Origin of the sequence: Pedobacter cryotolerans, from assembly GCF_005116475.1 — a bacterium.
Lineage (GTDB): Bacteria > Bacteroidota > Bacteroidia > Sphingobacteriales > Sphingobacteriaceae > Pedobacter > Pedobacter cryotolerans.
This window is the reverse complement of the sequence record NZ_SWBO01000001.1, coordinates 41,961-68,390: the sequence shown is the minus strand read 5'-3', so window position 1 is coordinate 68,390 and position 26,430 is coordinate 41,961. Positions and strand designations below refer to the sequence as shown.

Below are 26,430 nucleotides of genomic sequence, written 5' to 3'. Positions count from 1 at the left end.
GGGGGATTATCTTTCTTTGCTTCCTGTACCAAACCCTCTCATTACACCACGGTTAGAGTTGCGGATAAAATCTACTATCTCATCACGTATTTCGGTTGGTTGAAACTCAGCTTCAATGATATCTAAAGCTTTGGTTACGTTATTGTTTTTTACAAAAAGCACACGGTAAATTTCTTGTATTTCGTTAATTTTCTCTGCAGAAAATCCTCTTCTACGCAAGCCAACAGAGTTGATGCCAACATAAGAAAGTGGCTCTCTTGCTGCTTTAACATAGGGAGGAACATCTTTACGCACCAACGAACCGCCAGTTACAAATGCATGTGAACCCACTTTAACAAATTGGTGAATAGCCACTAAGCCTGCTAAAACTACATAGTCGCCAATGGTAATATGCCCAGCTAAGGTTGTACTGTTAGAAAATATACAAAAATCGCCTACTTCGCAATCATGCGCAATGTGTGAATATGCTTGTATTAAGCAGTTTTTACCAATTACGGTTTTCCATTTATCTTTTGTACCACGGTTTATGGTTACACATTCCCGAATAGTGGTATTGTCGCCAATTTCTGCTGTTGTAACTTCGCCAGCAAACTTTAAATCTTGTGGTACTCCAGAAATTACCGAGCCCGGAAAAACACGACAGTTTTTACCTATTCTGGCTCCATCCATAATTACTACGTTTGAGCCAATCCAAGTTCCTTCGCCAATTTCTACATCTTTATGTATTACAGCAAAAGGCTCAACTACAACGTTATCTGCAATTTTTGCTTGTGGGTGTATATATGCTAACGGTTGTATCATTATGCTGTTTCAGTTTCTTTTACTCTTGAAATTTGAGCCATCATTTCGGCTTCAACTACTATTTTTTCTCCTACCATGCCAATACCTTTCATTTGCGCAATGCCTCTTCGTATCGGCTCCATTAAATCGCATCTAAAAATAATGGTATCGCCTGGTAAAACTTGTGCTCTAAAGCGCACATTATCTATTTTTAAGAAATAAGTTAAATAATTTTGAGGATCTGGAACGGTACTAAGCACTAAAATACCGCCAACTTGCGCCATTGCCTCTATTTGTATTACGCCAGGCATTACCGGAGCGCCCGGGAAGTGGCCTCTAAAGAAATCCTCATTCATGGTTACATTTTTAACACCAACCACATGCGTTTTAGACAATTCTAACACTTTATCAACAAACAAAAAAGGTTGTCTGTGTGGCAAAATATCCATTATCTGAACAACATCATACAAGGGTTTTGCATTTGCATCGTAAACCTTTTGTATTTTTTTGCCCTTTTCTTTTTTAATGGCAGCTTTTATCTTTTTGGCAAAAGCAACATTAGCCGCATGACCAGGTCTTGCTGCCATAATGTGGCCTTTAAGATGTACGCCTACCAAAGCCAAATCGCCAATCATATCTAATAATTTATGGCGAGCAGGTTCGTTTTGATAACGCAACTCCATGTTATTTAAAATCCCCTGTGGGGCAACTTCAATCGCAGATCTGTTAAAAATTTTAGCTAAATGTGCTAATTCGGTTTTTGTTACTTCTTTATCAACAATTACAATGGCGTTATTTAAATCGCCACCTTTAATTAAATTGTTTTGAAGCTGATATTCTAACTCATGTAAAAAGCAAAAAGTTCGGCATGAGGCTATCTCTTTTTTAAATTCGGCTATGCTAGATATACCTGCATGTTGACTGCCCAAAACGGGAGAATTGTAATCAATCATACAAGTAAAACGGTAATCATCAAGTGGCATTGCCACAATCTCTACTTTTCTATCAGCTTCTGTATAGGTAATATTATGAGGGATGGTAAAATACTCTCTATCAGTTTCTTGTGCAATAACCCCAACAGATTCTAAAGCTTCGACAAATAAAATTGCGCTTCCATCCATTATTGGTGTTTCAGGGCCGTCGAGCTTTAAAAGTACGTTGTCTAAATCCATGCCAACCAATGATGCCATCACATGCTCAACTGTACTTACACGTGCCCCGTTCTGAGAAATTGTAGTGCCACGAGCAGTATCAGTTACATTGTCGCAATCTGCATCTATAATTGGTTCTCCGGGTAAGTCTGTTCTTTGAAATTTAAAACCGTGATTATCTGGAGCAGGGCAAAAAGTTAGGGTAACATTTGCACCAGTGTGTAAACCTACACCTTTAACAGAAATCTCACTTTTAATAGTTTTTTGCTTAACGTTCATTCTTTTCTTGTAATGTGCTAATCTGTTCTATAACTGCGGTTAATTCGGTAATTTTAGCTTCTAGCTCTCTAATTCTTTTATCTACTTCTGGTAGTTTTTTAAATATAACAGTACTTCTCATCCATTCTTTTAAGGGTTGTGCCGGACTACCGTGCCACTGTTTATTTTCTTCTGTATTAAAATTTATTCCGGCTTGTGCCCCAATCTGAGTGCCTTTGCCTAAAACCAAGTGCCCTGCAATACCAACTTGTCCGCCAATTACAGAGCGTTCTCCAAGTTTTGTACTGCCAGAAATACCTGTTTGAGCAGCAACAACAGCGTGTGCGCCAACATCCACATTGTGTGCAATTTGTATTAGGTTATCTAATTTTGCTCCCTTTCTTATAAAAGTTGAGCCCATTGTTGCCCTATCAATTGTTGTATTTGCACCAATTTCTACATCATCTTCTATTACTACATTGCCAATTTGAGCAATTTTATTGTAGGTGCCATCGGCTTGTGGCGCAAAGCCAAAACCATCGCTACCAATTACGGTATTTGCATGTATAGTTACGCGGTTGCCAATATGTGTGCGGTTATAAATTTTAACACCAGGATTGATGGTACAATCGCTACCAATTACACTATCTCTACCAATATATATTTGGGTGTAAATTTTACAGTTATCGCCAATAACTACATTTTCTTCGATGTTGCAAAAAGCACCAATAAAAACATTTTTACCAATTTTAGCTGTTGGGTGAATAAAACAAGGTTGATCTATCCCTGATTTAGCCGAATCTTGATTTAAAGCTTGGTTATATTTTTCTAGTAAAACCGAAAAAGAACTGTAAGGATCTTTTACTTTAATTAATGTACATTTTATAGCTTGGTTAGGTACAAAAGTATTCGATACAATTACTACAGAAGCTTGTGTTGTATATAGGTAATTCTCGTATTTAGGGTTAGATAAAAAGCATAAAGAACCCGGAACTCCGTCTTCAATTTTTGAAAGCTCCCCAACCTCAACAGTTTCGTCGCCCAAAATGGTCCCATCTAAAAATTCGCTTATCTGCTTGGCAGTAAATTGCATTCTACAAAGTTAAATGTTAAATTGATATGAACAAATAAACGCTATTGTTAATATTCGCTACAAGAATAAGACTGTTAACGCTATTAAATGTTAAAAATTTTGTTAAAAAATGCTAAATATCTCTTGTGTAGCAGAGGATATGCTTCTTAACCGTTTTATCTAGCGATTCTAAGTTAGACAAATCCGAGGCTTTTGCAATATCTACCAGCTCATTATTCTTCATTAAAATATTAATATTGCTATTACCTGCGTTATAAGCTCTATTTCTAATGGTATCGGTAAAAACAAAATAAGATACATCATCTTCATCAATATTTAACGCTAACGCAGTTTGGATTGCTAATCTTTCAATTCTATCTGCTGGCGGCTCAGTATTTGTAATTTCTACTTTGTATAAGGATCTAGAATTTAACATTTTACAAAGCCTTGATAAGATTGGATCGTCATGATTTTCCCAAACCTTAACCGAAGCATAAATATCCTGATCATCTAATTTAGAGAATTGTAATAAATGATATTCATCTTCAAAAAAATTCATTTCGGTAATGTCATTTTGCAAAAAATGTTGCAAAGCTGGTGTAGCAAAAAGAGTTTCTCCGCCAGATGCGAGTTCTTTTGCCCTTTCTAAAATTTTAACCAACAATTGCTCGCCAGCAATAACAGTTTTATGCAAATAAACTTGCCAATACATTAGTCTGCGAGCTATTAAAAACTTCTCAATAGAGTAAATCCCTTTTTCCTCAATTACCAGTTGATCATCAACTACGTTAAACATTTTAATAATGCGATCGAAACTAATTACACCCTCGCTTACGCCAGTAAAAAAGCTATCGCGATTAAGGTAATCCATTCGATCTAAATCTAACTGTCCAGAAATTAATTGGCAGAAAAAATTTCGGTGATATTTACCTCTAAAAATGGTGATGGCAGGGGTTAATCGTCCATCAAATTCTTCGTTTAATTTATCCATCATTAGCATAGAAATGTCTTCGTGTTTAATTCCGTTGACTAGTGTATGCTCCAATGCATGAGAAAATGGCCCATGACCAATATCGTGTAGTAAAATTGCTATAGTTGCAGCTTCTTCTTCTTCGGGAGTAATTTCATGCCCTTTGTTTCTAAGCACTTCTAAAGCTAAACCCATTAAATGCATTGCTCCAATAGCGTGATGAAACCTGGTATGTAATGCCCCTGGATAAACCAAATGGGTCATCCCAAGTTGTTTAATGTATCGCAAACGTTGAAAATAAGGATGTGAGATCAAATCATAAATCAACGCAGAGGGGATGCTGATGAACCCATAAACAGGGTCGTTTATTATTTTCTTTTTGTTCATTCTTTAATTTGTTGCAGTATTAAAAGGTTGGAATAAAGCCAAAGCAAACTAAAAACTGCCAACTGATATATTACGGTACAAAAATTGCTATTTTTATCGGTAGTAGAAAGTTTAGCGCTTTTTAAAACCTTTAAATTACATAAAAAGTATATATAATGCAGGAAACCAAAATTTTATGGGCTGATGATGAGATTAACTTATTAAAACCACATATCTTATTACTGAACGAAAAAGGATACCATGTAACTACTTTTACCAATGGAAATGATGCTTTAGAAGCATTTGGAAAAGAACATTTTGATCTTGTTTTTTTAGACGAAAATATGCCAGGCTTAAGTGGTTTAGAAACCCTAACCGCCATTAAAAATATCCGTAATGATGTTCCAGTTGTTTTAATCACTAAAAGTGAAGAAGAAAACTTGATGGAGGATGCCATCGGATCTAAAATTGATGATTATTTAATTAAACCAGTAAACCCTAAACAGGTTTTGCTAACCATTAAAAAAATTGTTGACAATAAACGTTTAGTGAGCGAAAGAACTTCTTCTGCTTATCAACAAGATTTTAGAAATATCGGCATGACTTTAAACGATAAGTTAAGTTATGAAGAATGGGTTGATGTATATAAAAAATTAGTGTTTTGGGAATTAGAATTAGAAAAGCTTGATGACCCACAGATGCACGAGATTTTGACGATGCAAAAGTCTGAAGCTAACACACAGTTCTCTAAATTTATTGAGGATAATTATTTAGGTTGGGTTAATGGAAAAGAAAAAGCTCCATTGCTATCTAATGAGTTATTGAAGAAAAAAGCTTTTCCGTTATTGAGTGAAAACACACCTGTGTTTTTTATTCTGATTGATAATTTGCGCTATGATCAATGGAAAATTATCAATCCGTTAATTAGTGAATATTTTCGTTTAGAAGAAGAAGATACTTATTCGAGTATTTTACCAACGGCTACACAATATGCACGTAATGCTATTTTTTCAGGCTTGATGCCTTTAGAAATGGAAAGGAAATTTCCATCACTTTGGCAAAATGATGATGATGAAGGCGGAAAAAACCTGCACGAAGAAACGTTTTTAAGAGAGCAAATTAAGCGAAGCTTAAGAAAAGAATGCAAGTTTAGTTACCATAAAATTTTAACTTTTGACCAAGGCAAAGACTTAACTGATAAAGTGAATAATTTGATGGATAATGACTTTAATGCCATTGTTTATAATTTTGTTGATATGCTTTCGCATGCCCGTACAGATATGCAAATGATTCGCGAATTGGCAAATGATGATGCTGCCTACCGTTCTTTAACTTTATCGTGGTTTGAGCATTCTCCTTTGTTAGATTTGTTAAAGAAAATTTCTCAGAAAAGGGTAAAGGTTATCATCACTACAGATCATGGTACAATTAGGGTAAAACACCCTAGTAAGGTTATTGGCGATAGAAGTACAAATACCAATTTACGTTACAAGCAAGGTAGAAATCTAAACTTTAACCCTAAAGAAGTGTTTTTGATTAAAAACCCTCACGAAGCACAGTTGCCAAAAATAAATATCAGCTCTAACTATATTTTTGCAAAAGAAGACCAATATTTCGTTTACCAAAACAATTACAATCAGTTTGTTAATTATTATAACGAAACGTTTCAGCATGGCGGCATTTCTTTAGAAGAAATGATTATTCCGGTGGTTACTTATAGTTCGAGGTAATAGCGATCCGTCATTTCGAACGAGGAACGAGGAGAAATCTGTTTATTAGATTTCTCCCTTCGGTTCGAAATGACGATATTAGATTTAATGAAATCAATCTCAATTAACAGCACCGCAGAATTACCAACAATTGCTGAAGAGCTTCTATCGTTTGCCAAGGGCGAAAAATTTTTCATTTTTGAAGGAGAAATGGCAGCTGGCAAAACAACGTTTATTAAAATCTTTTGTGAAGTTTTAGGAGTTGAAGATGTGGTGAGTAGCCCAACTTTTTCAATTGTTAATGAATATGTTAGCAAAGCTGGAAAAATTTATCATTTTGATTTTTATCGGTTAAAAAACATACAAGAAGCTTATGATATTGGCTATGAAGAATATTTTTACAGCGGCGACTTTTGTTTAATAGAATGGCCATCAAAAATAGAAGATTTATTACCAGAAAATTATGTGAAAGTTGAGATAGAAATAACAGGCGATGAGCAGAGAACTTTTTCTTTCAGTGAAGTTATTAGCCGATAGACCATAGCTTAGTCGCTTAGCGATCAACTCTGAACCATCATCTATCAACCATCTTTAATTCTTAAAAAAATTCCGTATCTTCAAACATCTAAAACTACCACATTATCAAATGGAGAAAGGATTAAGAGAAGGAATGGCTGCAATTGCCCATCGAGGTTTATTACAAACACAAGAAGAAACCCTCGAAACTAATACTCGAAGCAATAGCCTATACATCGGCATCCCAAAAGAAACATCTTTTCAAGAATGCAGAATTGCTTTAACGCCTCTTTCTGTTGCGCTTTTAGTTGCAAACGGACATAAAGTTGTAATTGAAACTGGTGCGGGTGTAGCTGCAAATTTTAGCGATAAAGATTATAGCGAACAAGGCGCTCAAATTTCGTTTAGCAAAAAAGATGTTTATGCTGCAGATATCATTGTTAAAATTGCTCCACCAACTTTAGAAGAAATTGGTTTGATGCACAAAGGGCAAACCCTAATTTCAGCCTTGCAAATCGGCACTTTAAAAGAAGCCAATCTCAAAGCCATCCTACATAAAAAAATTAACGCCTTATGCTTCGAAAACCTGCGTGATGAAGGTAATGTATTAAGCGTAGTTCGTGCCATGGGCGAAATTGTTGGCTCGGCTTCTATATTTATTGCTGCAGAATATTTGAGTAGCGCATTTGGCGGAAAAGGATTAATGCTTGGGGGTTTTACAGGTGTGCCGCCCACAGAAATTGTGATTTTAGGTGCGGGTACTGTAGGCGAATATGCCGCGAGGACAGCACTCTCTTTAGGTGCCGAAGTAAAAGTATTCGACAGTTCTATTTTTAGGCTTAGAAGGTTACAAAATAATTTAGGCAGTAGAGTTTTTACTTCTGTAATGCAACCAATTGTACTAAATAAAGCCATAACTACTTGCGATGTTGTAATTGGTGCAGTAAGATCAGAACATGGTCGTAGTCCGTGTTTAGTGATGGAAGAAACGGTAGCTAAAATGAAACCGCATTCTGTTGTGGTTGACGTAAGTATAGACCAAGGCGGTTGTTTCGAAACTTCTGAAGTAACCAATCATAAAGACCCTGTTTTTAGAAAACATGACGTGATCCATTATTGTGTGCCAAATATTGCCTCGAGAGTTCCAAGAACTGCATCTTATGCGCTAACCAATATTTTCGCCCCTATTTTAGTAGAAATTGGCGATAAAGGTGGACTAATGAACATGATTTGGAACAGACCAGGTATTCGTGAGGCATTGTATTCTTATCAGGGTCATTTAACAAACAAAGATTTGGCTAATATGTACAATTTACCGTTTAAAGATTTAGAATTATTGGTGGTTTCTACGCAATAATTTTAATTGGTACAGATAATACCAATTTAGAGTTAATTTTTAGCCCTCTTTGTCATCCTGACGAAGGAAGGATCTTACTATAGGATTTATAGATTGGGAGATTCTTCGCTACGCTCTGAATGACAAACTAGGAGTTTATTATATTTTATTTATGAAAAACATATTCGTCATTTTTCTACTATCACTCTGCTTAAACTCTTGTGCGCAAAAAAACGCTCAAAATCCTTATGGATTAAAAATAATAAACGATTATAAAACTTACAAAGCAGATCTTAAGAAAAATCCGAATAATGAATTGATTGATCTTAAAAAAGCTATTCCATCTGTTGTATTAGACATCCGCTATGCGACAAAAAACAACTTTATGCAACAGGTAATGTATGCACAAGCAAAGGCATTTGCTCGTAAGCCAGTGGTAGAGCAATTGAAAAAAATACAATCCATCCTTAAAAAAAAGGGATACGGTTTAAAGATTTTTGATGCCTATCGTCCGTATGATATTACATTAGCTTTTTGGGAGAAAGCAAGCGATAAAAATTTTGTGGCTAACCCAGCAAAAGGTTCAAAACACAACCGTGGATGTGCAGTAGATTTAACAATTATCGACCTTAAAACAGGCAAAGATGTGCCAATGCCAACGCCTTATGATAGTTTTGAAGAAGCTGCAGCCCCACATTATAATAAATTACCCGCAGAAATCATCAAAAACAGGGATTTCTTAATCGCTACCATGCAAGCCAACGGCTTTAAAGTGATTTATAACGAATGGTGGCACTTCGATTTTAACGGTTGGCAGAATTACGATTTGATGGATATTGCGTTTGAGAAACTATAACAAACCCTTTTTAGGCTTATAAATTAACCACATATAAACCATCGCAAATAGAGTAATAACCACACAGCAATAAAATATCATAGGGATGGTTTTAACATCCTCAATAAAGAAAGCTCCAGCTAATAATGCCCCTGCTCCAATACCTACTTCTAAAAAGATATACATTGTAGCTACAGCTTTACCGCGTTGGCCGGGTTTGCTCAAATCTATCGTCCATGCGGTAACTGTTGGCGAAAGCATACCTGTTGCTATACCATAAACTGCAGATGCGGCCATTAACCAAAATGATGAGGTAGCCAGAGCAATACCAAGTAAAGAAACTACTAAAATGGCCAGCGATATTTTAATGATTAAAGTTCTTCCATAATTATCAGAAACTTTTCCTGCTACAAAGCGGATGAGGAGTGATGATAGCGTAAAAACCATAAAAAACAAGCCTTTATTGCTAGTGCCTAAATGCTCGCTCCAATCTGATATTACAGTTAAAATTACACCATAACTGATATAACTAAACAATACAATTAGGGCTGCGGGCAAAACTTGCCATTCTATAATATCATCCTTTTTAATTTTAAGGTGTTCAGGCGTAAATTTTTGCTTATCAGGAAGTGTTTCTTTCATATTTGCCAAAATAACAATAGAAAGCAGTGCAAAAAGCGATGAACAATAAAATAAGATATCGATTGAAAAATGATCGGTTATAGCGCTACCTATAGCGGGGCCGATTGCTAAACCCGTACTAAAACAAACACCATGAACACCCATCGCCTCGCCCCATTTATCTGCAGGTACTAAATCGGCTACGTAAGCAGAGGTTGCAGTGGGCTTAAATCCTGTAGAAAAACCATGTATTAATCTTAAAAATAGAAAGCCAGCTACAGAAGTTAATATGGGATAGAGAAATCCGCATAAAAAACAAACCATCGAACCAACAGCCATTACAGGTATGCGGCCAATTGTATCTGTTAACTTGCCACTAAAAGGACGAGAAATACCTGCTGTAAGTGTGAAAAGGGCTATGATTAATCCTTTGTATTCCGCACCTCCTAAACTTGTTAAGTAAGCGGGTAACTCTGGAATTAACATGTTAAAACTCGCCGAAAACAGAAAAGAACTTAAGCAGACTAATCCAAATTGTAGCGTGTAAATACTGGGGGAAGATTGCACTTTTAAGCCTGTTTTATCATTTAACTACCCGTTTTCATTTGTTTTTTATCATCGCCTTCGGCTCTATGAACTTCGCCATAACGATTGGCTTTAACCTCAGCTTTATCTCCCTTTATCGTGATTTCAAAGATGTAATCATAATCATCGTCAGTAAGTTCTTTTACTGGCTTTTCTGCACCAAATGCCTCAACTACATCTAAAATCGTATTAGAATGGCCAACAATTAATATTTTTTTTCCTTTAGCATTGGTTATTAATTGTTTTGCCAATACTTTCTGCTCTGCAGGATTATAAGTTTTCATTGAAATCCCAATTTTATCAGCCAAAGGGAAAGCAGTTAATTTTGTTCGTTTGTAATCAGTTGTAAAAATCGAATCAATTTTTTCTCCTCGTAATAATTTCATTAAATCTACCGCTCTTAATGCGCCAATTTCAGACAATAATGGGTCTTTATCTTTTGGATCATCGGTTACTTTTTCGGCATGTCTAACTACAAAAACTTTCATAGTTTTTTGTGCGTTAACCACCTGTTGACCGAATAAAACGATTAAAATTACAAGGATTATATTTTTCATTACAAAGCTTTTATTAAATATGCGATATCTGTTTTATTATGCCAACTACTTAAAACTATCCTGTTAATTTTGGGTCCATCTTTGTCTGGGTAAGCAAACGATGAAACCAAGACGTTTTTTGCGGCTAACTGGTGGCTAAGTTCAGCATTTTTAGATAAATAAACCGGGAAATTATCAATAAAGTGCCAATCATCATTTTTAAGCAAAGCTTGATTAACGATTTCCATACCTTGATTTAGCTTTTCTAATTCGTTTTGATATATTTTTTCTGCCTGCATAAAGGCAAAAAGACCAGCTGCAGCAGGCGGAGAGGCACCGAGAAATTCATGGCTAAGCTTAAGTTGATGAATTCGCTTAGTTGTACCTAAAATAATGCCGGCATCAACCCCGAGCGCTTTTGCCATAGATGCGATTACTAAAACCTCTACGTTTGCACAAGGTGGAATTGTTTTAAATACACCCAATCCTTCATTATTGATGCCTATTCCATGTGAATCATCAATGATTAGCAGTACTTTTTTATTCAATAGCTTGATGAAAGTGAAGTCGTAAATTTCTGGGAAAAGGTTATTCATCGAATTGCTAATGATTACCCAATTTTCTTTTTCGCTATTATTTATTTCATCAACTATGTTTTTTGCCCAAATAGTAAAAGAACCCAATACTTTGGGGATATTTTGATGCCATAAAGCAGGGTGTGTTGCTGGAGCGTACCTCACTTCGCCAAAATTAGCTAGATTTTTAACAGTTAATTGAGCGGCTAAATAACCGCTAGAGGTAATTAATGCCGCAGCAGCACCAAATTTGTGTGCTGCATATTGCTCAACCTCGTTGTAAATACCTAGTTGTACATTATTTGAGCGACTTGTGCCATTGTTTAATCCAAAAAGCGATAGTCCTTTTAGGTAAAATTTTAAAAAAGCCTCGTTTTGTGGAATACCCAAATACGCCGTACCACCAAAATAAAGGTATTCATCGCCTATGGCTATTATTTTGTTTGCCAATGGCGATTTAAGATGTTTATATTTTTCTTGCATTAATTATAGGATCTTCCCAATTGATCATTTGCAGCTTTAATCAATGAATTAGCAGAATTGCTATCATGAGAAAATTCCCAAAACATAATTCCATTACATCTATCTTTAGCTTTTTGTGCTTTAGCTTTAATTAATGTGGTACCATTATAACCATAAGTTTTTCCACTAACAGTTGCCACATTTAAAGTGATATCAGCTCCAGAAGCTTCAATGTCTCTGTAGCCGATGGAGGCACCAGCAGCATCTTTTCCATACAATGGCATTCCTAAGATAGCTTTTTCTTTAGGCATGCCTTTAGTGGTTAACCACATATTTAAGCTGGCATCTGTCATTTTCATAGATGCATGGTTTAATGGTTCTGCAGTATCGTAACCCGCTCCATCATATTGCATAATGTTAAAGAAATCTACGTATTGATAAACGTCTGCCTGTATGGCATCTCTATTTGTTGATGTATAAACTGCAGGTGTAATCGCTGCACTTAAAAATTTATTTAATTTGTGTAGTTCTGTTGATAGCTCTCTCATCAAAGCGGTAAAATCTGTATTTGGACTTCCAGACACAGTTCTTGGATATTCCCAATCCATATCAACTCCATCTAAATTGTTGTTTTTTGCAAAATCAACTATGTTTTTTACAAAATTAGCTCTTGCTGTTGGCGAAGCCGCAATGGCGGCAAAAGTAGCTTCGGTTGTACCAGAAGTAATGCCAACCGAAATACCGAATTTTACATTATTAGCTTTTGCTTTTTGTTGCACTGCTAAAAACCTCGATTGGCTTAGTAGCGGTTGCAGCGAGCCATCTGCACTTGCACTTGGATTTAAAAAAGCATAAAATAAATGCGTTATCATTTTATATTTAGCATCAGCAACAGTAGCAGGATCTCGGTAACTTGGCATATAAGCTATAATTTTAAAGCTATTGTCGGGCGTGTATGGCGTTGTTGAAACAGGCGGAGGAACTGGAGGAGGTGTTACTGGTGGTTCTACTGGAACAACCGTGCTTTTTTTACAAGCACTGAAACTTAGTACTAGTATGCTTAAATAAAGTAAATTTCTCAATTTCATAGGTTTAATTAATTTGACTTTTAAAATAGGCGAATTGTTGTTTGATAGATTTAGTCCAATAAGCCCTATTGTGAGCTCCTGGTTGAGAAATATAAGTTGCTTTCAATTTTAATTCGTCTGCCTTTTTCTTCAAATCATTATTGTAAGCGTAAAAGAAATCTTCAGAACCACAATCGAAAATGAAGGGTTTGTTGGTGTTTTGCAACTTATAAATGTTAGGCACAACAGAATACTCATCCCATATCTTATCATCTTCCTTTGGATTTCCTAGCAAAGCGCTCAAACCATATTTGGCAGAAAAATCTCTCAACATTACGCCTCCACTTGTGCTGCCTGCACTTGTAAATAATGCTGGTTTTTTAATAAACAAGTGAAGCGCACCATGGCCACCCATGCTTAGGCCCGAAATAAAAATGTATCTATCATCAACCTTATACTTTGATTTAATGTCTGGATAAAGTTCATCAAAGAAAAAGTTTTCAAATTGCCACTCTTTTTTAGCAGGGCTATTAATATACCAGCTGTCAAATAATCCATCCGGACATACAATGATAAAACCATATTCGTCTGCATATTTCTGTGCGTCCATTATATTGTTCCATTGCTTATAATTACCGCTATAACCATGCAACAAGAAAATAACGGGCAACTTTTGAACTTCGTTGTAATTTTTTGGTTTAAAAACCCAAGTAGTATCTGGTTTTGGTAAGTTTTTACTTTTGTAAATCAGGTTATCTTGCGCAAAAAGAGAACCACTAAGCAATAGAAGTAAAGTAACTAAGGATAATTTCATAATGTTTAAAACCTGCAATTTTTTGGATCAAAAATTTGTACTATCTAAATTGCACAAAATAATCATAAAAAGCTGCATCTTTTTTCGGCTATTTGTTTAAATCCCGCAATAACCCGCAAATTAAGCCATACTTATATTTTATGATTTCTTTTTTGGTAATACTGCTGTTAATTTGCCAATTGGATTACTACATGGCTAGTAAAAAGAGATGTAAATGATGATTAAAAATTATCGTGTATAAAGGTCATGATTCGAACCATTTCTTTCCTTACATCAGCAGTTGGATTAACGTAATTGTTATTCATAAAAGAAAATAGCAATGTTTTACCTTTTTTGGTTTTAATATAGCCACTTTGATTATGTACACCACTTAAAGTACCCGTTTTTCCATAAATAAAGGGTGCATCAGTTTTAGGATAGGCATTTCTTAGCGTGCCCGTTTTTCCTCCTGCTGGCATCATTTCAAAAAGTCTATTTTCATCACTAACCTCATCATAAATCAACTCCAAAAGCTTAATTATATCTCTTGGTGTAAATAAGTTCCCTCTAGACAAACCAGATCCATCAACCCATTTAGGTTTATCCGGCAAAGCCGATAAATAAGTAGTATTAATGTGGTTAATTACTTTTGTTGTATTTAATTCTACCCCTAAATTATTTGCATAAACAAGCAAAAGATGCTCGGCTACAAAATTATCGCTTGGCAACATCATTTGTTTAAAAACCGTATCGCTTTTTAAGTTGTAAATGGTTTTGGCGTTTAAAGGCATTTTCATGTCTACAACATCAACAAACTTGTTTAAAGTATCTACCAATAAATTAATTGTTGTTGGCAAACTTACTTTATAAGGCACTTGTTGTTCGTATTTAGCTGCGATAACAGCCGTATTGAAACGGAAATTGTTCGTGTTAAAATCTCTTATTACAGTAAAGTTTTTTGCTTTAGACAAGGTATCCTTAACAAAACATGAGGCGAATGTTTGCGGTAAAATATTCATGTTACCTGCAGTTTTTGCTGAGATTAAAACTACGTTGTCAAATAAGGGTAGTTCATTAATTTCTGGTTGATAATAAGCATTATAATCATCCCATTGCCAACCATTACCATAAAAATCTCCTGTATACCTACCTGGTGCAAAAAACAATTTTTTTGAAGATGATTTTAAGAAATCGAAGGCTTTTGTTCCCTTAAGCTGTGTATGTAAAAATGATGGGTCTCCTGTTCCCCAAAAAATTAATGAATCGCCTCTTTCAACATATCTTAATGAAGGAATGGAATCAGGTATCATTTTCAACCCGGCATAAAAAGTAAACAACTTGGTATTAGAAGCGGGCGAAAAATATTTTTCAGCATCTTTCTGAAAAATCATCTCTTTCTTTGTCCTATCATATAGTGCAAATCCAACTTGGTATTGCGCTATTAAGGTCGATTGCTTAAATTCTTTTTTTACTTTTTTGGCTATTTGCTGGTTAGTGCTACATGAGCTAAATAAAATCACTAACCCTAAAAGCAAATAGTTAATTTGAGATCTGTTCGAAAATAGGCAATTTTTCATTTATGAGTTTTAATCTACAAAATATGAGCCCTAATTTATTAATTTAGTTTCATGAAAAGTTGTAACAACCAAATAAAAGCTAGCTTTCTGATTTTAATTGTTACAGTATTAACATATTTAATTGGCTCGACTAATTATTTACATGCGCAAACTTTCTTTTTTGAACACAAAATAAAAAGAGATGCCATCTCTTTTACTAAGGTTAAAAATTTAATAGTTATTCCAGTATTTATCAATAACAAAGGTCCTTACAACTTTTTGCTTGATACTGGCGTAGACCCCTTAATTATTACTGACAGTTTATTGGTTGACGAGCTTAATTTCCAAAATACTAGACAAATAAAAATAAATGGCCTTGGTTCTAACGCCGAAATTGACGCCCTTTTTACTTCAGATAGTTTTGTGAAGATCAATCGAGCCTCCATGGCTTTTGTGCCCACTGTAATTTTAAAAAATGACATTTTCAACCTAGATGGTTATTTAGGGATGAAAATATCTGGATTAATTGGGTTTCATTTCTTTAATAGTTTTGTAGTAAAGGTAAATTATGAAACTAATCGAATAAGTTTCTCGCTTCCAAATTTTAATCAAAAAATAAAGGGCACCAAGGTTGATATTGAAATTTTAGGCAATAAGCCCTATATAAATACTATTTTAAAATCAGAGCAGTTAGGAGAAATACCAGTAAAACTTATTGTAGACTGCGGAGCTGGTCATTCTTTATCATTAGAAACATTAAACGCCGCTCCTTTTCCAATCCCTAAAACAAGTATAGTAGGCAATTTGGGCATCGGCCTTGCCGGAGAAATTAGTGGATACATTGGCAGAATCTTAAGCTTAAAACTCGGCAATTATGAAATGAAAAATGTGGTCACCAATTTTCCAGATTTTAATGATGTAGCTGCAAAAACCAATCAGAAAGATAGAAATGGAAACATAGGCTCTGGGATATTGAAAAGATTTAATATAACCTACGATTATGGTAATAATGCAATATATTTTAAAAAAAATTCATTGTTTGATAGTAAGTTTGAGCATGACATGACCGGAATTGAGCTTTTCGTAACGTCAGATTTAACTCAAAGATTAATCGTTAGTAGAATAGAACCACAATCGCCTGCAGAACTAGCAGGAGTAAAAATAAATGATGAAATTATCAGCATCAACTTTAAAAAAGCTGACACCTATACTTTAGAAGAAATTAACAATTTATTTAGAAATTCTGAAGGACAGACGGTTATTTTAGAGTTGTACAGAAAGGATGGGTTTACGGTTAAATTACTTAGGCTCAAAAGAAGGATATGATGGCCAATTAAAAAGCATTCGTAACATTTCTTTTACGCATACGAAATATCCGTAACACAGCTATACTTTTATGGCTCTAACACCAAATAACTAACAAATATTATGATTAAAACCCAAAAACTATTAACCGTTGCTGGTTTGGCAGTTTTATGTGCAATGGCAACAACGCCATCTTTTGCTCAAAAAAAGTCAGACAAAAAAACACCTCCAGCTACAGCCGCCACTACACCACCTGCTGCTGCAGCAAAAAAAGAAGGCATTAGACCCTATTCAGAAATTATAACCAATAAAGCAAAATCTAAAAAAGGCTTATTTAATACCCACAAAGTGGATGACAAGTGGTATTTCGAAATCCCTGATTCTGTTTTAAACCGTGAAATGCTTGTGGTAACTAGATTGGCAAAAGTACCAGCGGGCGTAAAAGTTGGCAACCAACAATATGGTGGCGAGCAATTAAACGAGCAAGTTTGGCAATGGGAACGTCGCGGTAAGCAAGTTTTTATACGCGTACCGAGTTATTCTATTAAGGCCGATAAAGGAACTGATATGTACGAATCGGTTAAAAACTCAAACCTTTCGAGCATTTTAGCTTCTTTTGATATTAAAGCTTACAATAAAGATACTACAGGTATTGTAATTGATGTTACCGATTTTTACAATGGAGATGTAATGGCAATTGGTGCAACTGATGCATTAAGAAAAGCGTACAAAACTACTACTTACGATGCAACCAGATCTTATTTAGATACGATTAAAACTTTCCCTATAAATATCGAGGTTGTTACTGCAAAAACGTATCGTTCGGTAGAATCTCCAATCGATAATTCTATCGGCGCAATAACCTTCGAATTTAATACTTCAATGTTGTTGTTGCCAAAAACACCTGTTAAAGCTCGTTTAATGGACGCTAGAGTAGGCTATTTTGGTCAAAGACAAACTGATTTTGGTACTGATGCGCAAAAAGCTGAGCAAACTGCTTACATTCACCGTTGGAATTTAGTTCCTAAAGATACTGCAGCTTATATGCGTGGTGAGTTGGTAGATCCTGTTAAGCCAATTGTAATTTACATTGATCCGGCAACGCCGAAAAAATGGGTTCCTTATTTAATTGCAGGTATTAACGATTGGCAAGTTGCATTTCAGGCAGCTGGTTTTAAAAATGCAATTGTAGGTAAAGAAGCACCAACTCCTCAACAAGATCCAGAATTTAGTGTAGATGATTCTCGCTATTCTGTGGTGCGTTATTTTGCATCTGATATTCCAAATGCTTACGGGCCACATGTTTCTGATCCACGTACTGGTCAAATTTTAGAAACACATATTGGCTGGTATCACAATGTGATGAATTTATTAAGAAACTGGTTCTTTGTACAAACTGCAGCAATTAATCCTGAAGCTCGTAAAGCTAAATTTAGCGACAATCAAATGGGAGAGTTGATCCGATTTGTATCATCTCACGAAATTGGACACACTTTAGGATTGCCACATAACTTTGGTTCGAGCTATGCTTACCCTGTAGATTCATTGCGATCTAAAACCTTTACTGATAAATACGCAACTGCTCCATCAATTATGGATTATGCTCGTTTCAACTACGTTGCACAGCCAGGAGACAATGTTTCTAAAATGTTCCCTAGCATTGGCGAATACGATAAATGGGCAGTAAAATGGGGCTATTCTTGGTTCCCGGGCAATTTAACTGCACAACAAGAAAAAGCAAAATTAGATGCATGGGTTAAAGAAAAAGCAGGTAATCCATTGTATTTTTATGGCCGCCAAGGCAACCAATACGATCCTCGCGACCAAAGCGAAGATTTAGGTGACAACGCAATGAAAGCAAGTACTTATGGTATTGCAAACTTAAAACGCATTTTGCCAAACATCGAAAAATGGACTTTTGAAGCGGGTAAAGATTACAGCAATTTAGGGGAGCTTTATAGCGAAGTTATTGGTCAGTTTAACAGATACATGGGTCACGTAACTTTTAACATTGGCGGTTTAAGCGAAAACTTTAAAACTTATGATCAAGCTGGTGCTGTTTACAAATATGTTTCGGAAGCTACACAAAAAGAAGCTGTTGCATTTTTAAATCAGCAGTTATTTACTAGTCCGTTATGGTTAATGAACAGTGAGCAATTAAATAAATTTGACAATGGTTCTTTATTAACCAGAATTAAATCTGTTCAAACGGGTACAATCAATAACATTTTTACTTCATCGAGATTGTTGAGAATGTTAGATAACGAAACCAAAAACGGCGCTAGTGCTTACACTATTCCAGAATTATTTACGGATGTAAGGGGAACTATTTTTGCCGCTACAAGACCAGATGCATTTAAACGTAACCTACAAAGAGGTTATATTGATAGATTAGGAAGCTTAATGGTGGATGCTCCTGCACCAACTGGTTTACCTCCAGGTTTTAGCTTTACGCCAATTAATGTTGGTGTTACAGATATCAGACCGTTGGTTAGAGCAGAACTGAAAACATTGGTAGCAACCTCAAAAGCTCGTGCAGCAGCTGGAGATGCAATGACAAAAGCACATTACGAAGATTTAGCGGTTAGGATTAATGATATTTTAGAGCCTAAAAAATAATTTTAAATTAATAACCAGCCCGCTCTATTTTTAGAGCGGGCTTTTTTATGTTTGTAAGATGTTAAAAAGAATCCTCTTTCTAAGTTTGCTTGCTTTTAGTGGTAATGTTAATGCACAAAATATCGATTCGGTTACTGTTGTTACCGCTAAATGGCAAAAACAAAAAATTGCAGCTAAAACAAAGTTGATTACCTATCATTTTAATGAAAAAAATCTTTTTGCTGTCAATCAGCACATTGCTTATATTGAGGTAAATAGAAAAGGTAATGCTCCATTTTTTGCTTTAGGAGCGGATGAAAAAGTATTAAAAACAACCGAAACTTTTGGAAAAGAACTTAATGCAGTTGCAGCCATTAATGGTACTTTTTTCGATATTAAAAATGGAGGATCTGTTGACTACATTAAAGTAAATGGAAATGTAGTTAATGAGAATAAATTAGATAAAAACGGCAATAGAGCTAGGCATCAACAAGCTGCGGTTGTAATTGAAAATGGTAAGCTTAACATTAAAAAATGGGATGGAAGTAAAAACTGGGAGCAAAACTTAACAGAAAAAGATGTGATGAACAGTGGTCCGTTATTAATATACAACCAGCAAGTTGAAGAACTAGATACCACAGCATTTACCAAGTTGCGCCACCCACGTAGTGCTGTTGGTATAAAAGCAGATGGAAAAGTTATTTTGTTAACCGTTGATGGCAGACAAGAAAATTCTGCAGGAATGAGTTTGCCAGAACTTACCAAACTGATGAAATGGCTTGGTTGTGTAAGTGCAATTAATTTAGATGGTGGCGGTTCTACCACTTTATGGGTTTCATCAGCGCCAGAAAATGGAGTAGTAAATTATCCATCTGATAATAAAAAATGGGACCATCAAGGAACTAGAAAAGTTGCAAATGTTATCCTGCTAAAAAAGAAACAATAATATATTTGCTGCTGTTTATTCTAAACAATTAAGAGATATGAAGCTTAAACATTATCAGATTTTCTTTTTCACCATCATCATGTTAAGCTTTGTTGCCTGTAAATCAGATAGGAAAAGGCAGAAAGAAACTCCAAAAACCGCATTAGAAAAAGCAGAAGATATACCAGCCAACAACCTTCAGTTTAAGGATGTAAATGGAATTCGCTTTTTTGAGGTAAAGCGACGATTTAAAAATGGACTTTCTTTTAATGAAGATGGTTTTCAGCAAGAGCCAACATGGATTATTGAGTTTAAAGCTCCAGATACCATGTTAGCTTACAGTCCAGAAATTAGCGGAATGGAATCTTTTTACCTGCACCATGATCATGGTAGAATTTACAATTTTGCTCGTGAGTTTTTTAGGGTAAGGATAATCTCTAAAGATAGTTTGGTTTTGCAGCGGGTACAGGTAGATGCGATGCGTATTGCAGGCGATGATGATCCTCGTTCTGATGTTTACTCAACTTATTACAGCAAAAAACACATTGATAAGTTAAACACTACCATTGGCGAATTACAAAAACCAACAAAAAGAGACACCGCCTTTATCAAAAAATTAACAGCAAATAGCGATAAAGATCCTGGCAACCCAAAAACGGCTTATCCCGCTAGGCAACCTGTAGTTTTTACACCAAATAGCAAAAATGTTAGCGTAAAGAAAGTGAGTACGATAGATAATTTAAATAACAGAAAATCTGCTGTAGATTATTTTTATCCGCATTACGATATTGAAATTAACAAAGCCTATAAAGATTTTGCCTACAGTTTTTCTGTAGTGGTTGATGCCAAAGGTAAAATGTACGTAACCAAAGGTTATGAATATGTGCTTGAAGAATATAGAGAGCAACGTAAAAGGCTACTACAAGGCATAGCCGATACATATTTGAGTAATCTATTTTACGTAATACCAGGTAAAACTTTAGATATACCTCACTCTAGCGAAATTAGTTTAAGAGTGATAGGAAAAGTTGGTAAATAACCGCTTTAAAACTGCCATTTGCCAAAAAATGAGGGATTTGCATTTATTAAATATTAATTATGTACCTTGCAGCCTTAATTATTAATATACAATACAATGCAAGAAGGAACAGTAAAATTTTTTAATGTAACTAAAGGTTTCGGATTTATCGTACCAGCTAACGGCGATAGCGAAATTTTTGTACACTCAACAGGTCTTATCGACGAAATTCGTGAAAATGATAAAGTTGAATACGATGTTGAAAGTGGTAAAAAAGGTTTAAACGCCGTTAATGTGAAAGTAATCTAATTATTATCATATTTTACCAAAAAGTCTCCCGATTTATCGGGAGACTTTTTTGGTTTTATACCTTTTTATTTCTGGTAAACCCTTACGTAATCTACCTTCATTGTTGCAGGGAAAACGCCATCATCTATGCCTTCTTTTCCTCCCCAATTACCACCAACGGCTAAATTTAGTAACAAATGAAAGTTTTGATCAAATGGCCATTCATCAATTCCTTTTTTGCTATTGTTAAAACTAAAATATTTATTGTCATCCATATAAATATCAATCCGATCTTCGAACCATTCCAATACATATACATGAAATTCATCGTAATGTGTTTCAGATTTAATTTGTTTACCAACCTGAGTGCCAATGGTATGGTTAAATGATTGGGTGTGTACTGTTCCGTGTATCGTATCTGCATCAAAGCCAACGTGTTCCATTACATCAATTTCGCCACTTCTTGGCCAGCTTCCGTATTTCCAATCGGTCGGCAACATCCAAATTGCAGGCCATAAACCTCTTCCTTTAGGTAACATTGCTCTCACTTCTAATCTTCCGTATTTCCAGTCGAATTTATTTTTTGTTGCAATCCTTGCCGATGTGTAGTTGTTGTTTTCTTTATCCGCTTTGAGAGCAGTTATATTTAAAACGCCTTTATCAATTTTGGCGTTTAAAGTGTCTGCATTGGTATAAAATTGTTTCTCATTATTTCCCCAGCCTTTGCCGCCAACATCATAAATCCAATTTTTGGGGCTAGGCAAACCATTCACGCCAAATTCATCTGCCCACTTTAATTTCCAACCTTTGGCAACGGTAGATTTTTTAATTAAATCAAAAACAAGCTCAGGTTCGTTGGTGGTAATAAAATCAGCTTCGTTAGCCAATAAATAATTTATTTCAGTCGGTAAATTAGCCGTCCAGCCATTAATTGAGATGCCTAATTTTTTAAACCTTGCTATATAATCCGGATTTTGTTGATAGATGGAGAAGTGGTAATCTACACCAGTAAAACCATCTGCTTTCATTTTTTCTGGCACAACATCGCCTCTAAGATAAGCAACTTTTGCATTTGGCTCATTTTTAATGATGTAAGTGCAAATGTCGTATCCAAAACTGATGTATTCTATCCATGGTTGGGCTTTATATTTTCTAACCAATTCTAAAGCCTTTTGGGTTAAAATCTGATCTCTATCTTTTCCTAAATTTTGAGGTTTAATCTCCAATATCAACTTTGTTTTTTTCTGTTTTAAGCCAGTTTTTAAAAATTCTTCTAATGTTGGTATCGATTCTCCGTTAGGTAATTTTTTTGCTAGCAATTGCTGATAAGTAGATTTTGAGATATTGATCCCTAAAAAAGTAGCATCATGGTTTACTACTACAATGCTATCAGCAGTTAAATGAACATCAAATTCAGAACCATAACAGTTCAATTTAAAAGCGTGTTTAAGCGATGCGATAGAATTTTCTGGTAAATTTTGTTTTTTCCATGCACCTCGATGTGCAATTACTTGATTTTTATGCCAAGTTGTAATCGGTTTTTGTGCCGTTGAAATAGAGCTGCCAAACATTACCATTAAAACTGCAATTGTTATTTGTTTCATAATTGTGGTTTGAAAATTAAAAGTAAGATTTTGAAACAGTATTTGTATTGATTTATTGTTAACTTATCAAAGTTTAAATGAAAACTATTAAATACTTGAAGCTTTGCATATTTAACCACACAATTTTTACCTTTATATGCGTTAACTTAACATGGGCAGCAACTACGACCTTTTAATTGCCAAAATAAATGAATTTACACAAAAGTTTTACCTCAATAAACTTTTGCGTGGAAGCATTTATGCTGCGGCAACAATATTAGGTTTGTATTTGGTTTTATTTGTGCTAATTTATTACACCTACCCAGGTGTTACTACCAAAACCTTGCTGTTTTTCGCCTTTCTTATAATTTCATTAGCAGCAGTAGTTTTTTGGATTGTTAAACCTGCACTTTCTTACTTTAAACTTGGTAAAACAATTAGTATAGAACAAGCTTCTGAGCTTATTGGCAATCATTTTTTTAACGTAAAAGATAGGTTGCTTAATACGCTTCAATTAAAAGCATTGGCTGATGTTTCTCCGCAAAATAGCGCACTAATTTTAGCAGGTATAGACCAAAAAATTGGAGATTTAAGACCAATTCCTTTTTCAAATGCTATTAATTTAAAGGAGAATAAAAAGCACATCAAATACATTTTATTGCCATTGGCTATTATATTACTGATTGGTTTAGTTGCCCCTGCCATTTTAAAAGAAGGTACAGCTAGTTTTATTAAGTACAACGAAGAAATTTTACCAAAAGCCCCGTTCGAATTTAAAGTTTTAAATAAAAATTTATCGGTAACGCAGGGCGATGATTTGACTTTAAAACTAAAGTTAACTGGCGATGAGTTTCCACAAGATATTTATGTGGAAGATGGCGCCAACACTTATAAATTAGCGAAAGAAAACATTAGTAATTTTACTTACACTTTTAAAAATATCCAAAAAAATAAAACGCTGCGTTTTTCTGGAGGAGGTTTTAATTCTGCTGCTTTTTTGGTAGAGGTTAAACCCCGCCCATCATTACTAAACATGACGGCTAAAGTAATTTATCCCAATTATTTGAACAGGAAAAATGATATTATAAATAATGTAGGCGATTTATTAATCCCGGAAGGAACTAAAATAACTTGGGAATTTAAAACCGAAAACAGCGAAAGTCTGGCTTTTATTTTGCAAAATCAAGCCTACAATTTAAAAGTAGAAGATGATTTGGCAAGCTTTACCTCTACCTTAAAAAAGAATAGCACCTATAGAGTTATTCCAAAAAATAATTATGTAAGCAATGCCGATTCTTTAACACATCAAATTGCGGTAATTGCAGATCAATTTCCTAATATCAACGTGGTAGAAACTGCAGATTCTATTAGCTCAAAAGCTTTATATTTTTCTGGTAGCATAGCTGATGATTATGGTTTTTCTTCATTAAAATTTAAATACAACATTAAGCAAGATGGAAAGCTTGTTGCACAAAAAAGCAGCACCATTGCCATTAAAAATAATGTGCTAGAAAACGCTTTTTTTTTCCTCTGGAATTTGAATGAGCTAAACGTTAAGCCTGGTCAGGTTTTAGAATATTATTTTGAAGTTGCTGATAATGATGGTGTAAATGGAGCTAAAATTTCTCGTTCTGAGGTTAAAACTTATCAAGTACCAACACAACAACAAGTTGCCGAAAAATTAGCGGAAGGAAGCGAAGCGCTAAAGAAAAAGATGGATGCTACCATTAAGTTGGCTCAAAAAATCGAAAAAGACAGCAAGAAACTAACACAAGATTTGCTCGATAAAAAGCAACTCACTTTTGAAGATAAAAAACAAATTGAGCAGCTTTTAGAAAAGCAGAAAGAATTAGAAAACGCGGTAAAAGACATCAAAGATCAAAACAATAAAAACAACCTCGAAAAACAAGAGAACAATAGCTTAAACGATGAGTTAAAAGAGAAACAAAAACAGATTGACGATTTGTTTAACAATGTTTTAGATGAAAAAACTAAAGATTTATTGAAAAAACTGCAACAACTAATGGAGCAGAACAATAAGGATTTAACAAAGGAAGAGTTATCTAAAATGCAAATGGACAACAAAACCTTAAAAAATGAGCTAGACAGAATTTTAGAGCTTTACAAACAGTTAGAATTTGAGCGAAATCTGCAAAATAAAATAGATCGTTTAGAAGAAATGGCTAAACAACAGCAAGAGCTAAGTAAACAAAGCAAAGAGAAAAATGCTGATGTAAACGACATTAAAAATAAACAAGATCAATTAAATAAAGATTTTAAAGATTTGCAGAAAGAATTAGCGAAGCTGGAAGAGAAAAATGAACAATTAGAAAAGCCCAACGACTTTAAAAATCCGGAAGAAGAAACTAAAGAAATTGAAAAAAACCAACAAGAGAGCAAAGAAGATCTAAACAAAAACGAAAAACAAAAGGCAGCCCAAAAACAACAAAAGGCAGGCGAGCAAATGCAACAACTTGCCCAAAAGATGAAACAAAACCAACAGCAGGGCGAAGAAGAGGAATCTAAAACCAATGCCGAGGAGTTACGTAGATTGTTGGAGAATTTATTAAGCACTTCTTTTGAGCAAGAGAAAGTAATGTTGGCTTTACGCCGAATGGCAAGTAACGACCCTGCTTATGTGCCAAACGTACAACAGCAAAACACAATCAAAGACAATATGAAAACCATAGCCGATAGTTTGTTTTCGTTGAGTAAACGTGTGCCCCAAATAGAAAGTACAGTAAATGCTGAGGTAGAGAAAATCAACTTTAATATTAATAAAGCGATAGATTTTTTAGGCGATAGAAGAACTGCAGAAGCCAACCGATCGCAACAGTTTGCCATGACATCATTAAACAATTTAGCCTTGATGATGAACGAGGCATTGGAACAAATGCAAAATGCACAGAAGAATGCTAAAGCTGGGAAGGGTAAAAAAGGTAAACAAAGCATGAAAGATTTGCAGAAAATGCAAGAACAGCTTAATCAGCGGATGCAAAATGCCAGAGATAAAATGCAAAAAGAAGGTAATATGGGTACTGTACCAAAAGGCCAGATGAGCCAAGAATTTGCAAAAATGGCGCAACAACAGCAAATGATTAGAGAGGCCATGCAAAAAATTAATAAAGAAGAAAATAAGGATGGCAAGGGCTCATTGGGTAATTTAAACCAAATGGCTGAGGAAATGAAAAAAACGGAAAATGATTTGGTAAACAAACGCATTAACGAAGAAACCATGAACCGTCAGAAAAATTTAAACACTAAATTACTTGATGCAGATAAGGCACAACGTGAGCAAGATGAAGATTCGAAAAGAGAAAGTAATGCTGCAAAAGAGTTTCCACCATCTTACAAACAGTTACTAGAGAAATTTAAAAAAGAACAGCAAAGTGAAAGCGAATTGATACAGAAATTACCGCCAAACTTAAATTATTACTACAAAAACAAAATCGCCGAATATTTTAAATTGCTAAATTCGCCAACTCGTTAGGTCGTCATTGCGAGGAACGAAGCAATCTCCTTTTT

21 protein-coding genes are annotated in these 26,430 nt (G+C 34.9%); 10 read left to right on the top strand and 11 right to left on the bottom strand.

The annotated features are described in order from the left end of the window. Positions 1–6 precede the first annotated feature (6 nt). The 4 genes from lpxA to FA045_RS00300 form a co-directional block, all read right to left on the bottom strand. Positions 7–801 carry an acyl-ACP--UDP-N-acetylglucosamine O-acyltransferase gene (lpxA, locus tag FA045_RS00315; protein WP_136873264.1) on the bottom strand — a complete coding sequence of 265 codons (795 nt, stop codon included), beginning with the start codon at positions 799–801 and terminating at the stop codon, positions 7–9. Beyond that, entirely contained in the window at positions 801–2,210 is a 1,410-nt protein-coding gene (locus FA045_RS00310) for a bifunctional UDP-3-O-[3-hydroxymyristoyl] N-acetylglucosamine deacetylase/3-hydroxyacyl-ACP dehydratase (RefSeq protein ID WP_136873262.1), read from the bottom strand. The genes lpxA and FA045_RS00310 overlap by 1 nt, the downstream gene beginning before the upstream one ends. Then, on the bottom strand, positions 2,200–3,282 hold the full coding sequence (gene lpxD / locus FA045_RS00305; protein WP_136873260.1) for a UDP-3-O-(3-hydroxymyristoyl)glucosamine N-acyltransferase: 1,083 nt from the start codon (positions 3,280–3,282) through the stop codon (positions 2,200–2,202). The genes FA045_RS00310 and lpxD overlap by 11 nt, the downstream gene beginning before the upstream one ends. A 112-nt stretch (positions 3,283–3,394) precedes the next feature. Beyond that, the gene (locus FA045_RS00300; RefSeq protein ID WP_136873258.1) at positions 3,395–4,618 is read right to left on the bottom strand and encodes an HD domain-containing protein; all 1,224 of its coding nucleotides are present in this window, start codon (positions 4,616–4,618) and stop codon (positions 3,395–3,397) included. 155 nt (positions 4,619–4,773) lie between these two features. Here FA045_RS00300 and porX point away from each other — a divergent pair, with 155 nt between their 5' ends. From porX to FA045_RS00280, 4 genes are all read left to right on the top strand, one after another. Continuing rightward, on the top strand, positions 4,774–6,327 hold the full coding sequence (porX, locus tag FA045_RS00295; RefSeq protein ID WP_136873256.1) for a T9SS response regulator signal transducer PorX: 1,554 nt from the start codon (positions 4,774–4,776) through the stop codon (positions 6,325–6,327). An 87-nt stretch (positions 6,328–6,414) separates the two neighbouring features. Beyond that, positions 6,415–6,843, top strand: a complete 429-nt coding sequence (gene tsaE, locus FA045_RS00290) for a tRNA (adenosine(37)-N6)-threonylcarbamoyltransferase complex ATPase subunit type 1 TsaE (protein ID WP_136873254.1) — start codon at positions 6,415–6,417, stop codon at positions 6,841–6,843. Positions 6,844–6,952: 109 nt separating this feature from the next. Next, positions 6,953–8,179 (top strand): alanine dehydrogenase, encoded by a 1,227-nt coding sequence (locus FA045_RS00285; RefSeq protein ID WP_136873251.1) that lies wholly within the window; start codon positions 6,953–6,955, stop codon positions 8,177–8,179. 151 nt (positions 8,180–8,330) lie between these two features. After that, entirely contained in the window at positions 8,331–9,014 is a 684-nt protein-coding gene (locus FA045_RS00280; RefSeq protein ID WP_136873249.1) for a M15 family metallopeptidase, read from the top strand. Here the strand turns inward: FA045_RS00280 and FA045_RS00275 are convergent. From FA045_RS00275 to FA045_RS00250, 6 genes are all read right to left on the bottom strand, one after another. After that, positions 9,009–10,181: an MFS transporter gene (locus tag FA045_RS00275; protein ID WP_136873247.1), complete on the bottom strand. Its 1,173-nt coding sequence runs from the start codon at positions 10,179–10,181 to the stop codon at positions 9,009–9,011. The genes FA045_RS00280 and FA045_RS00275 overlap by 6 nt on opposite strands. Positions 10,182–10,201: 20 nt before the next feature. Next, entirely contained in the window at positions 10,202–10,756 is a 555-nt protein-coding gene (locus tag FA045_RS00270; RefSeq protein WP_136873245.1) for a phosphoglycerate mutase family protein, read from the bottom strand. After that, entirely contained in the window at positions 10,756–11,793 is a 1,038-nt protein-coding gene (locus FA045_RS00265; RefSeq protein ID WP_136873243.1) for an aminotransferase class I/II-fold pyridoxal phosphate-dependent enzyme, read from the bottom strand. The genes FA045_RS00270 and FA045_RS00265 overlap by 1 nt, the downstream gene beginning before the upstream one ends. Next, positions 11,793–12,860: a glycosyl hydrolase family 18 protein gene (locus FA045_RS00260; RefSeq protein WP_136873241.1), complete on the bottom strand. Its 1,068-nt coding sequence runs from the start codon at positions 12,858–12,860 to the stop codon at positions 11,793–11,795. The genes FA045_RS00265 and FA045_RS00260 overlap by 1 nt, the downstream gene beginning before the upstream one ends. 4 nt (positions 12,861–12,864) lie before the next feature. Continuing rightward, on the bottom strand, positions 12,865–13,653 hold the full coding sequence (locus FA045_RS00255) for an alpha/beta hydrolase (RefSeq protein ID WP_136873239.1): 789 nt from the start codon (positions 13,651–13,653) through the stop codon (positions 12,865–12,867). Between the two features lie 221 nt (positions 13,654–13,874). Beyond that, positions 13,875–15,209 (bottom strand): D-alanyl-D-alanine carboxypeptidase/D-alanyl-D-alanine-endopeptidase, encoded by a 1,335-nt coding sequence (locus tag FA045_RS00250; RefSeq protein WP_136873237.1) that lies wholly within the window; start codon positions 15,207–15,209, stop codon positions 13,875–13,877. A gap of 51 nt (positions 15,210–15,260) precedes the next feature. Between FA045_RS00250 and FA045_RS00245 the strand changes: the two genes are divergently transcribed. From FA045_RS00245 to FA045_RS00225, 5 genes are all read left to right on the top strand, one after another. After that, the gene (locus FA045_RS00245; protein WP_136873235.1) at positions 15,261–16,514 is read left to right on the top strand and encodes an aspartyl protease family protein; all 1,254 of its coding nucleotides are present in this window, start codon (positions 15,261–15,263) and stop codon (positions 16,512–16,514) included. A 102-nt stretch (positions 16,515–16,616) separates the two neighbouring features. Beyond that, positions 16,617–19,112 (top strand): zinc-dependent metalloprotease, encoded by a 2,496-nt coding sequence (locus FA045_RS00240; RefSeq protein WP_136873233.1) that lies wholly within the window; start codon positions 16,617–16,619, stop codon positions 19,110–19,112. 58 nt (positions 19,113–19,170) lie between these two features. Beyond that, positions 19,171–20,037: a phosphodiester glycosidase family protein gene (locus FA045_RS00235; protein ID WP_136873231.1), complete on the top strand. Its 867-nt coding sequence runs from the start codon at positions 19,171–19,173 to the stop codon at positions 20,035–20,037. A gap of 37 nt (positions 20,038–20,074) precedes the next feature. Then, entirely contained in the window at positions 20,075–21,055 is a 981-nt protein-coding gene (locus FA045_RS00230; protein ID WP_136873229.1) for a hypothetical protein, read from the top strand. A 96-nt stretch (positions 21,056–21,151) separates the two neighbouring features. Beyond that, positions 21,152–21,343, top strand: a complete 192-nt coding sequence (locus FA045_RS00225; protein ID WP_055133843.1) for a cold-shock protein — start codon at positions 21,152–21,154, stop codon at positions 21,341–21,343. A 65-nt stretch (positions 21,344–21,408) separates the two neighbouring features. Here the strand turns inward: FA045_RS00225 and FA045_RS00220 are convergent, their stop codons facing one another. After that, entirely contained in the window at positions 21,409–22,926 is a 1,518-nt protein-coding gene (locus FA045_RS00220) for a family 16 glycosylhydrolase (RefSeq protein WP_136873227.1), read from the bottom strand. A 151-nt stretch (positions 22,927–23,077) separates the two neighbouring features. On the opposite strand from FA045_RS00220, the gene FA045_RS00215 reads away from it, so the two are divergent. Beyond that, positions 23,078–26,395, top strand: coding sequence for a DUF4175 family protein (locus tag FA045_RS00215; RefSeq protein WP_136873225.1), 3,318 nt, complete (start codon positions 23,078–23,080; stop codon positions 26,393–26,395). Positions 26,396–26,430 lie beyond the last annotated feature (35 nt).

Excerpts from the sequence above, each read along its gene's own strand:
- FA045_RS00225 (WP_055133843.1), top strand. The coding sequence starts at position 21,152 with ATGCAAGAAGGAACAGTAAAATTTTTTAATGTAACTAAAGGTTTCGGA.
- FA045_RS00260 (WP_136873241.1), bottom strand. The coding sequence starts at position 12,860 with ATGAAATTGAGAAATTTACTTTATTTAAGCATACTAGTACTAAGTTTC.
- FA045_RS00215 (WP_136873225.1), top strand. The coding sequence starts at position 23,078 with ATGGGCAGCAACTACGACCTTTTAATTGCCAAAATAAATGAATTTACA.
- FA045_RS00280 (WP_136873249.1), top strand. The coding sequence starts at position 8,331 with ATGAAAAACATATTCGTCATTTTTCTACTATCACTCTGCTTAAACTCT.
- tsaE (WP_136873254.1), top strand. The coding sequence starts at position 6,415 with ATGAAATCAATCTCAATTAACAGCACCGCAGAATTACCAACAATTGCT.
- FA045_RS00220 (WP_136873227.1), bottom strand. The coding sequence starts at position 22,926 with ATGAAACAAATAACAATTGCAGTTTTAATGGTAATGTTTGGCAGCTCT.
- FA045_RS00245 (WP_136873235.1), top strand. The coding sequence starts at position 15,261 with ATGAAAAGTTGTAACAACCAAATAAAAGCTAGCTTTCTGATTTTAATT.
- porX (WP_136873256.1), top strand. The coding sequence starts at position 4,774 with ATGCAGGAAACCAAAATTTTATGGGCTGATGATGAGATTAACTTATTA.
- FA045_RS00265 (WP_136873243.1), bottom strand. The coding sequence starts at position 11,793 with ATGCAAGAAAAATATAAACATCTTAAATCGCCATTGGCAAACAAAATA.
- FA045_RS00235 (WP_136873231.1), top strand. The coding sequence starts at position 19,171 with ATGTTAAAAAGAATCCTCTTTCTAAGTTTGCTTGCTTTTAGTGGTAAT.
- FA045_RS00250 (WP_136873237.1), bottom strand. The coding sequence starts at position 15,209 with ATGAAAAATTGCCTATTTTCGAACAGATCTCAAATTAACTATTTGCTT.
- FA045_RS00270 (WP_136873245.1), bottom strand. The coding sequence starts at position 10,756 with ATGAAAAATATAATCCTTGTAATTTTAATCGTTTTATTCGGTCAACAG.
- FA045_RS00240 (WP_136873233.1), top strand. The coding sequence starts at position 16,617 with ATGATTAAAACCCAAAAACTATTAACCGTTGCTGGTTTGGCAGTTTTA.
- lpxA (WP_136873264.1), bottom strand. The coding sequence starts at position 801 with ATGATACAACCGTTAGCATATATACACCCACAAGCAAAAATTGCAGAT.
- lpxD (WP_136873260.1), bottom strand. The coding sequence starts at position 3,282 with ATGCAATTTACTGCCAAGCAGATAAGCGAATTTTTAGATGGGACCATT.
- FA045_RS00255 (WP_136873239.1), bottom strand. The coding sequence starts at position 13,653 with ATGAAATTATCCTTAGTTACTTTACTTCTATTGCTTAGTGGTTCTCTT.
- FA045_RS00285 (WP_136873251.1), top strand. The coding sequence starts at position 6,953 with ATGGAGAAAGGATTAAGAGAAGGAATGGCTGCAATTGCCCATCGAGGT.
- FA045_RS00300 (WP_136873258.1), bottom strand. The coding sequence starts at position 4,618 with ATGAACAAAAAGAAAATAATAAACGACCCTGTTTATGGGTTCATCAGC.
- FA045_RS00310 (WP_136873262.1), bottom strand. The coding sequence starts at position 2,210 with ATGAACGTTAAGCAAAAAACTATTAAAAGTGAGATTTCTGTTAAAGGT.
- FA045_RS00230 (WP_136873229.1), top strand. The coding sequence starts at position 20,075 with ATGAAGCTTAAACATTATCAGATTTTCTTTTTCACCATCATCATGTTA.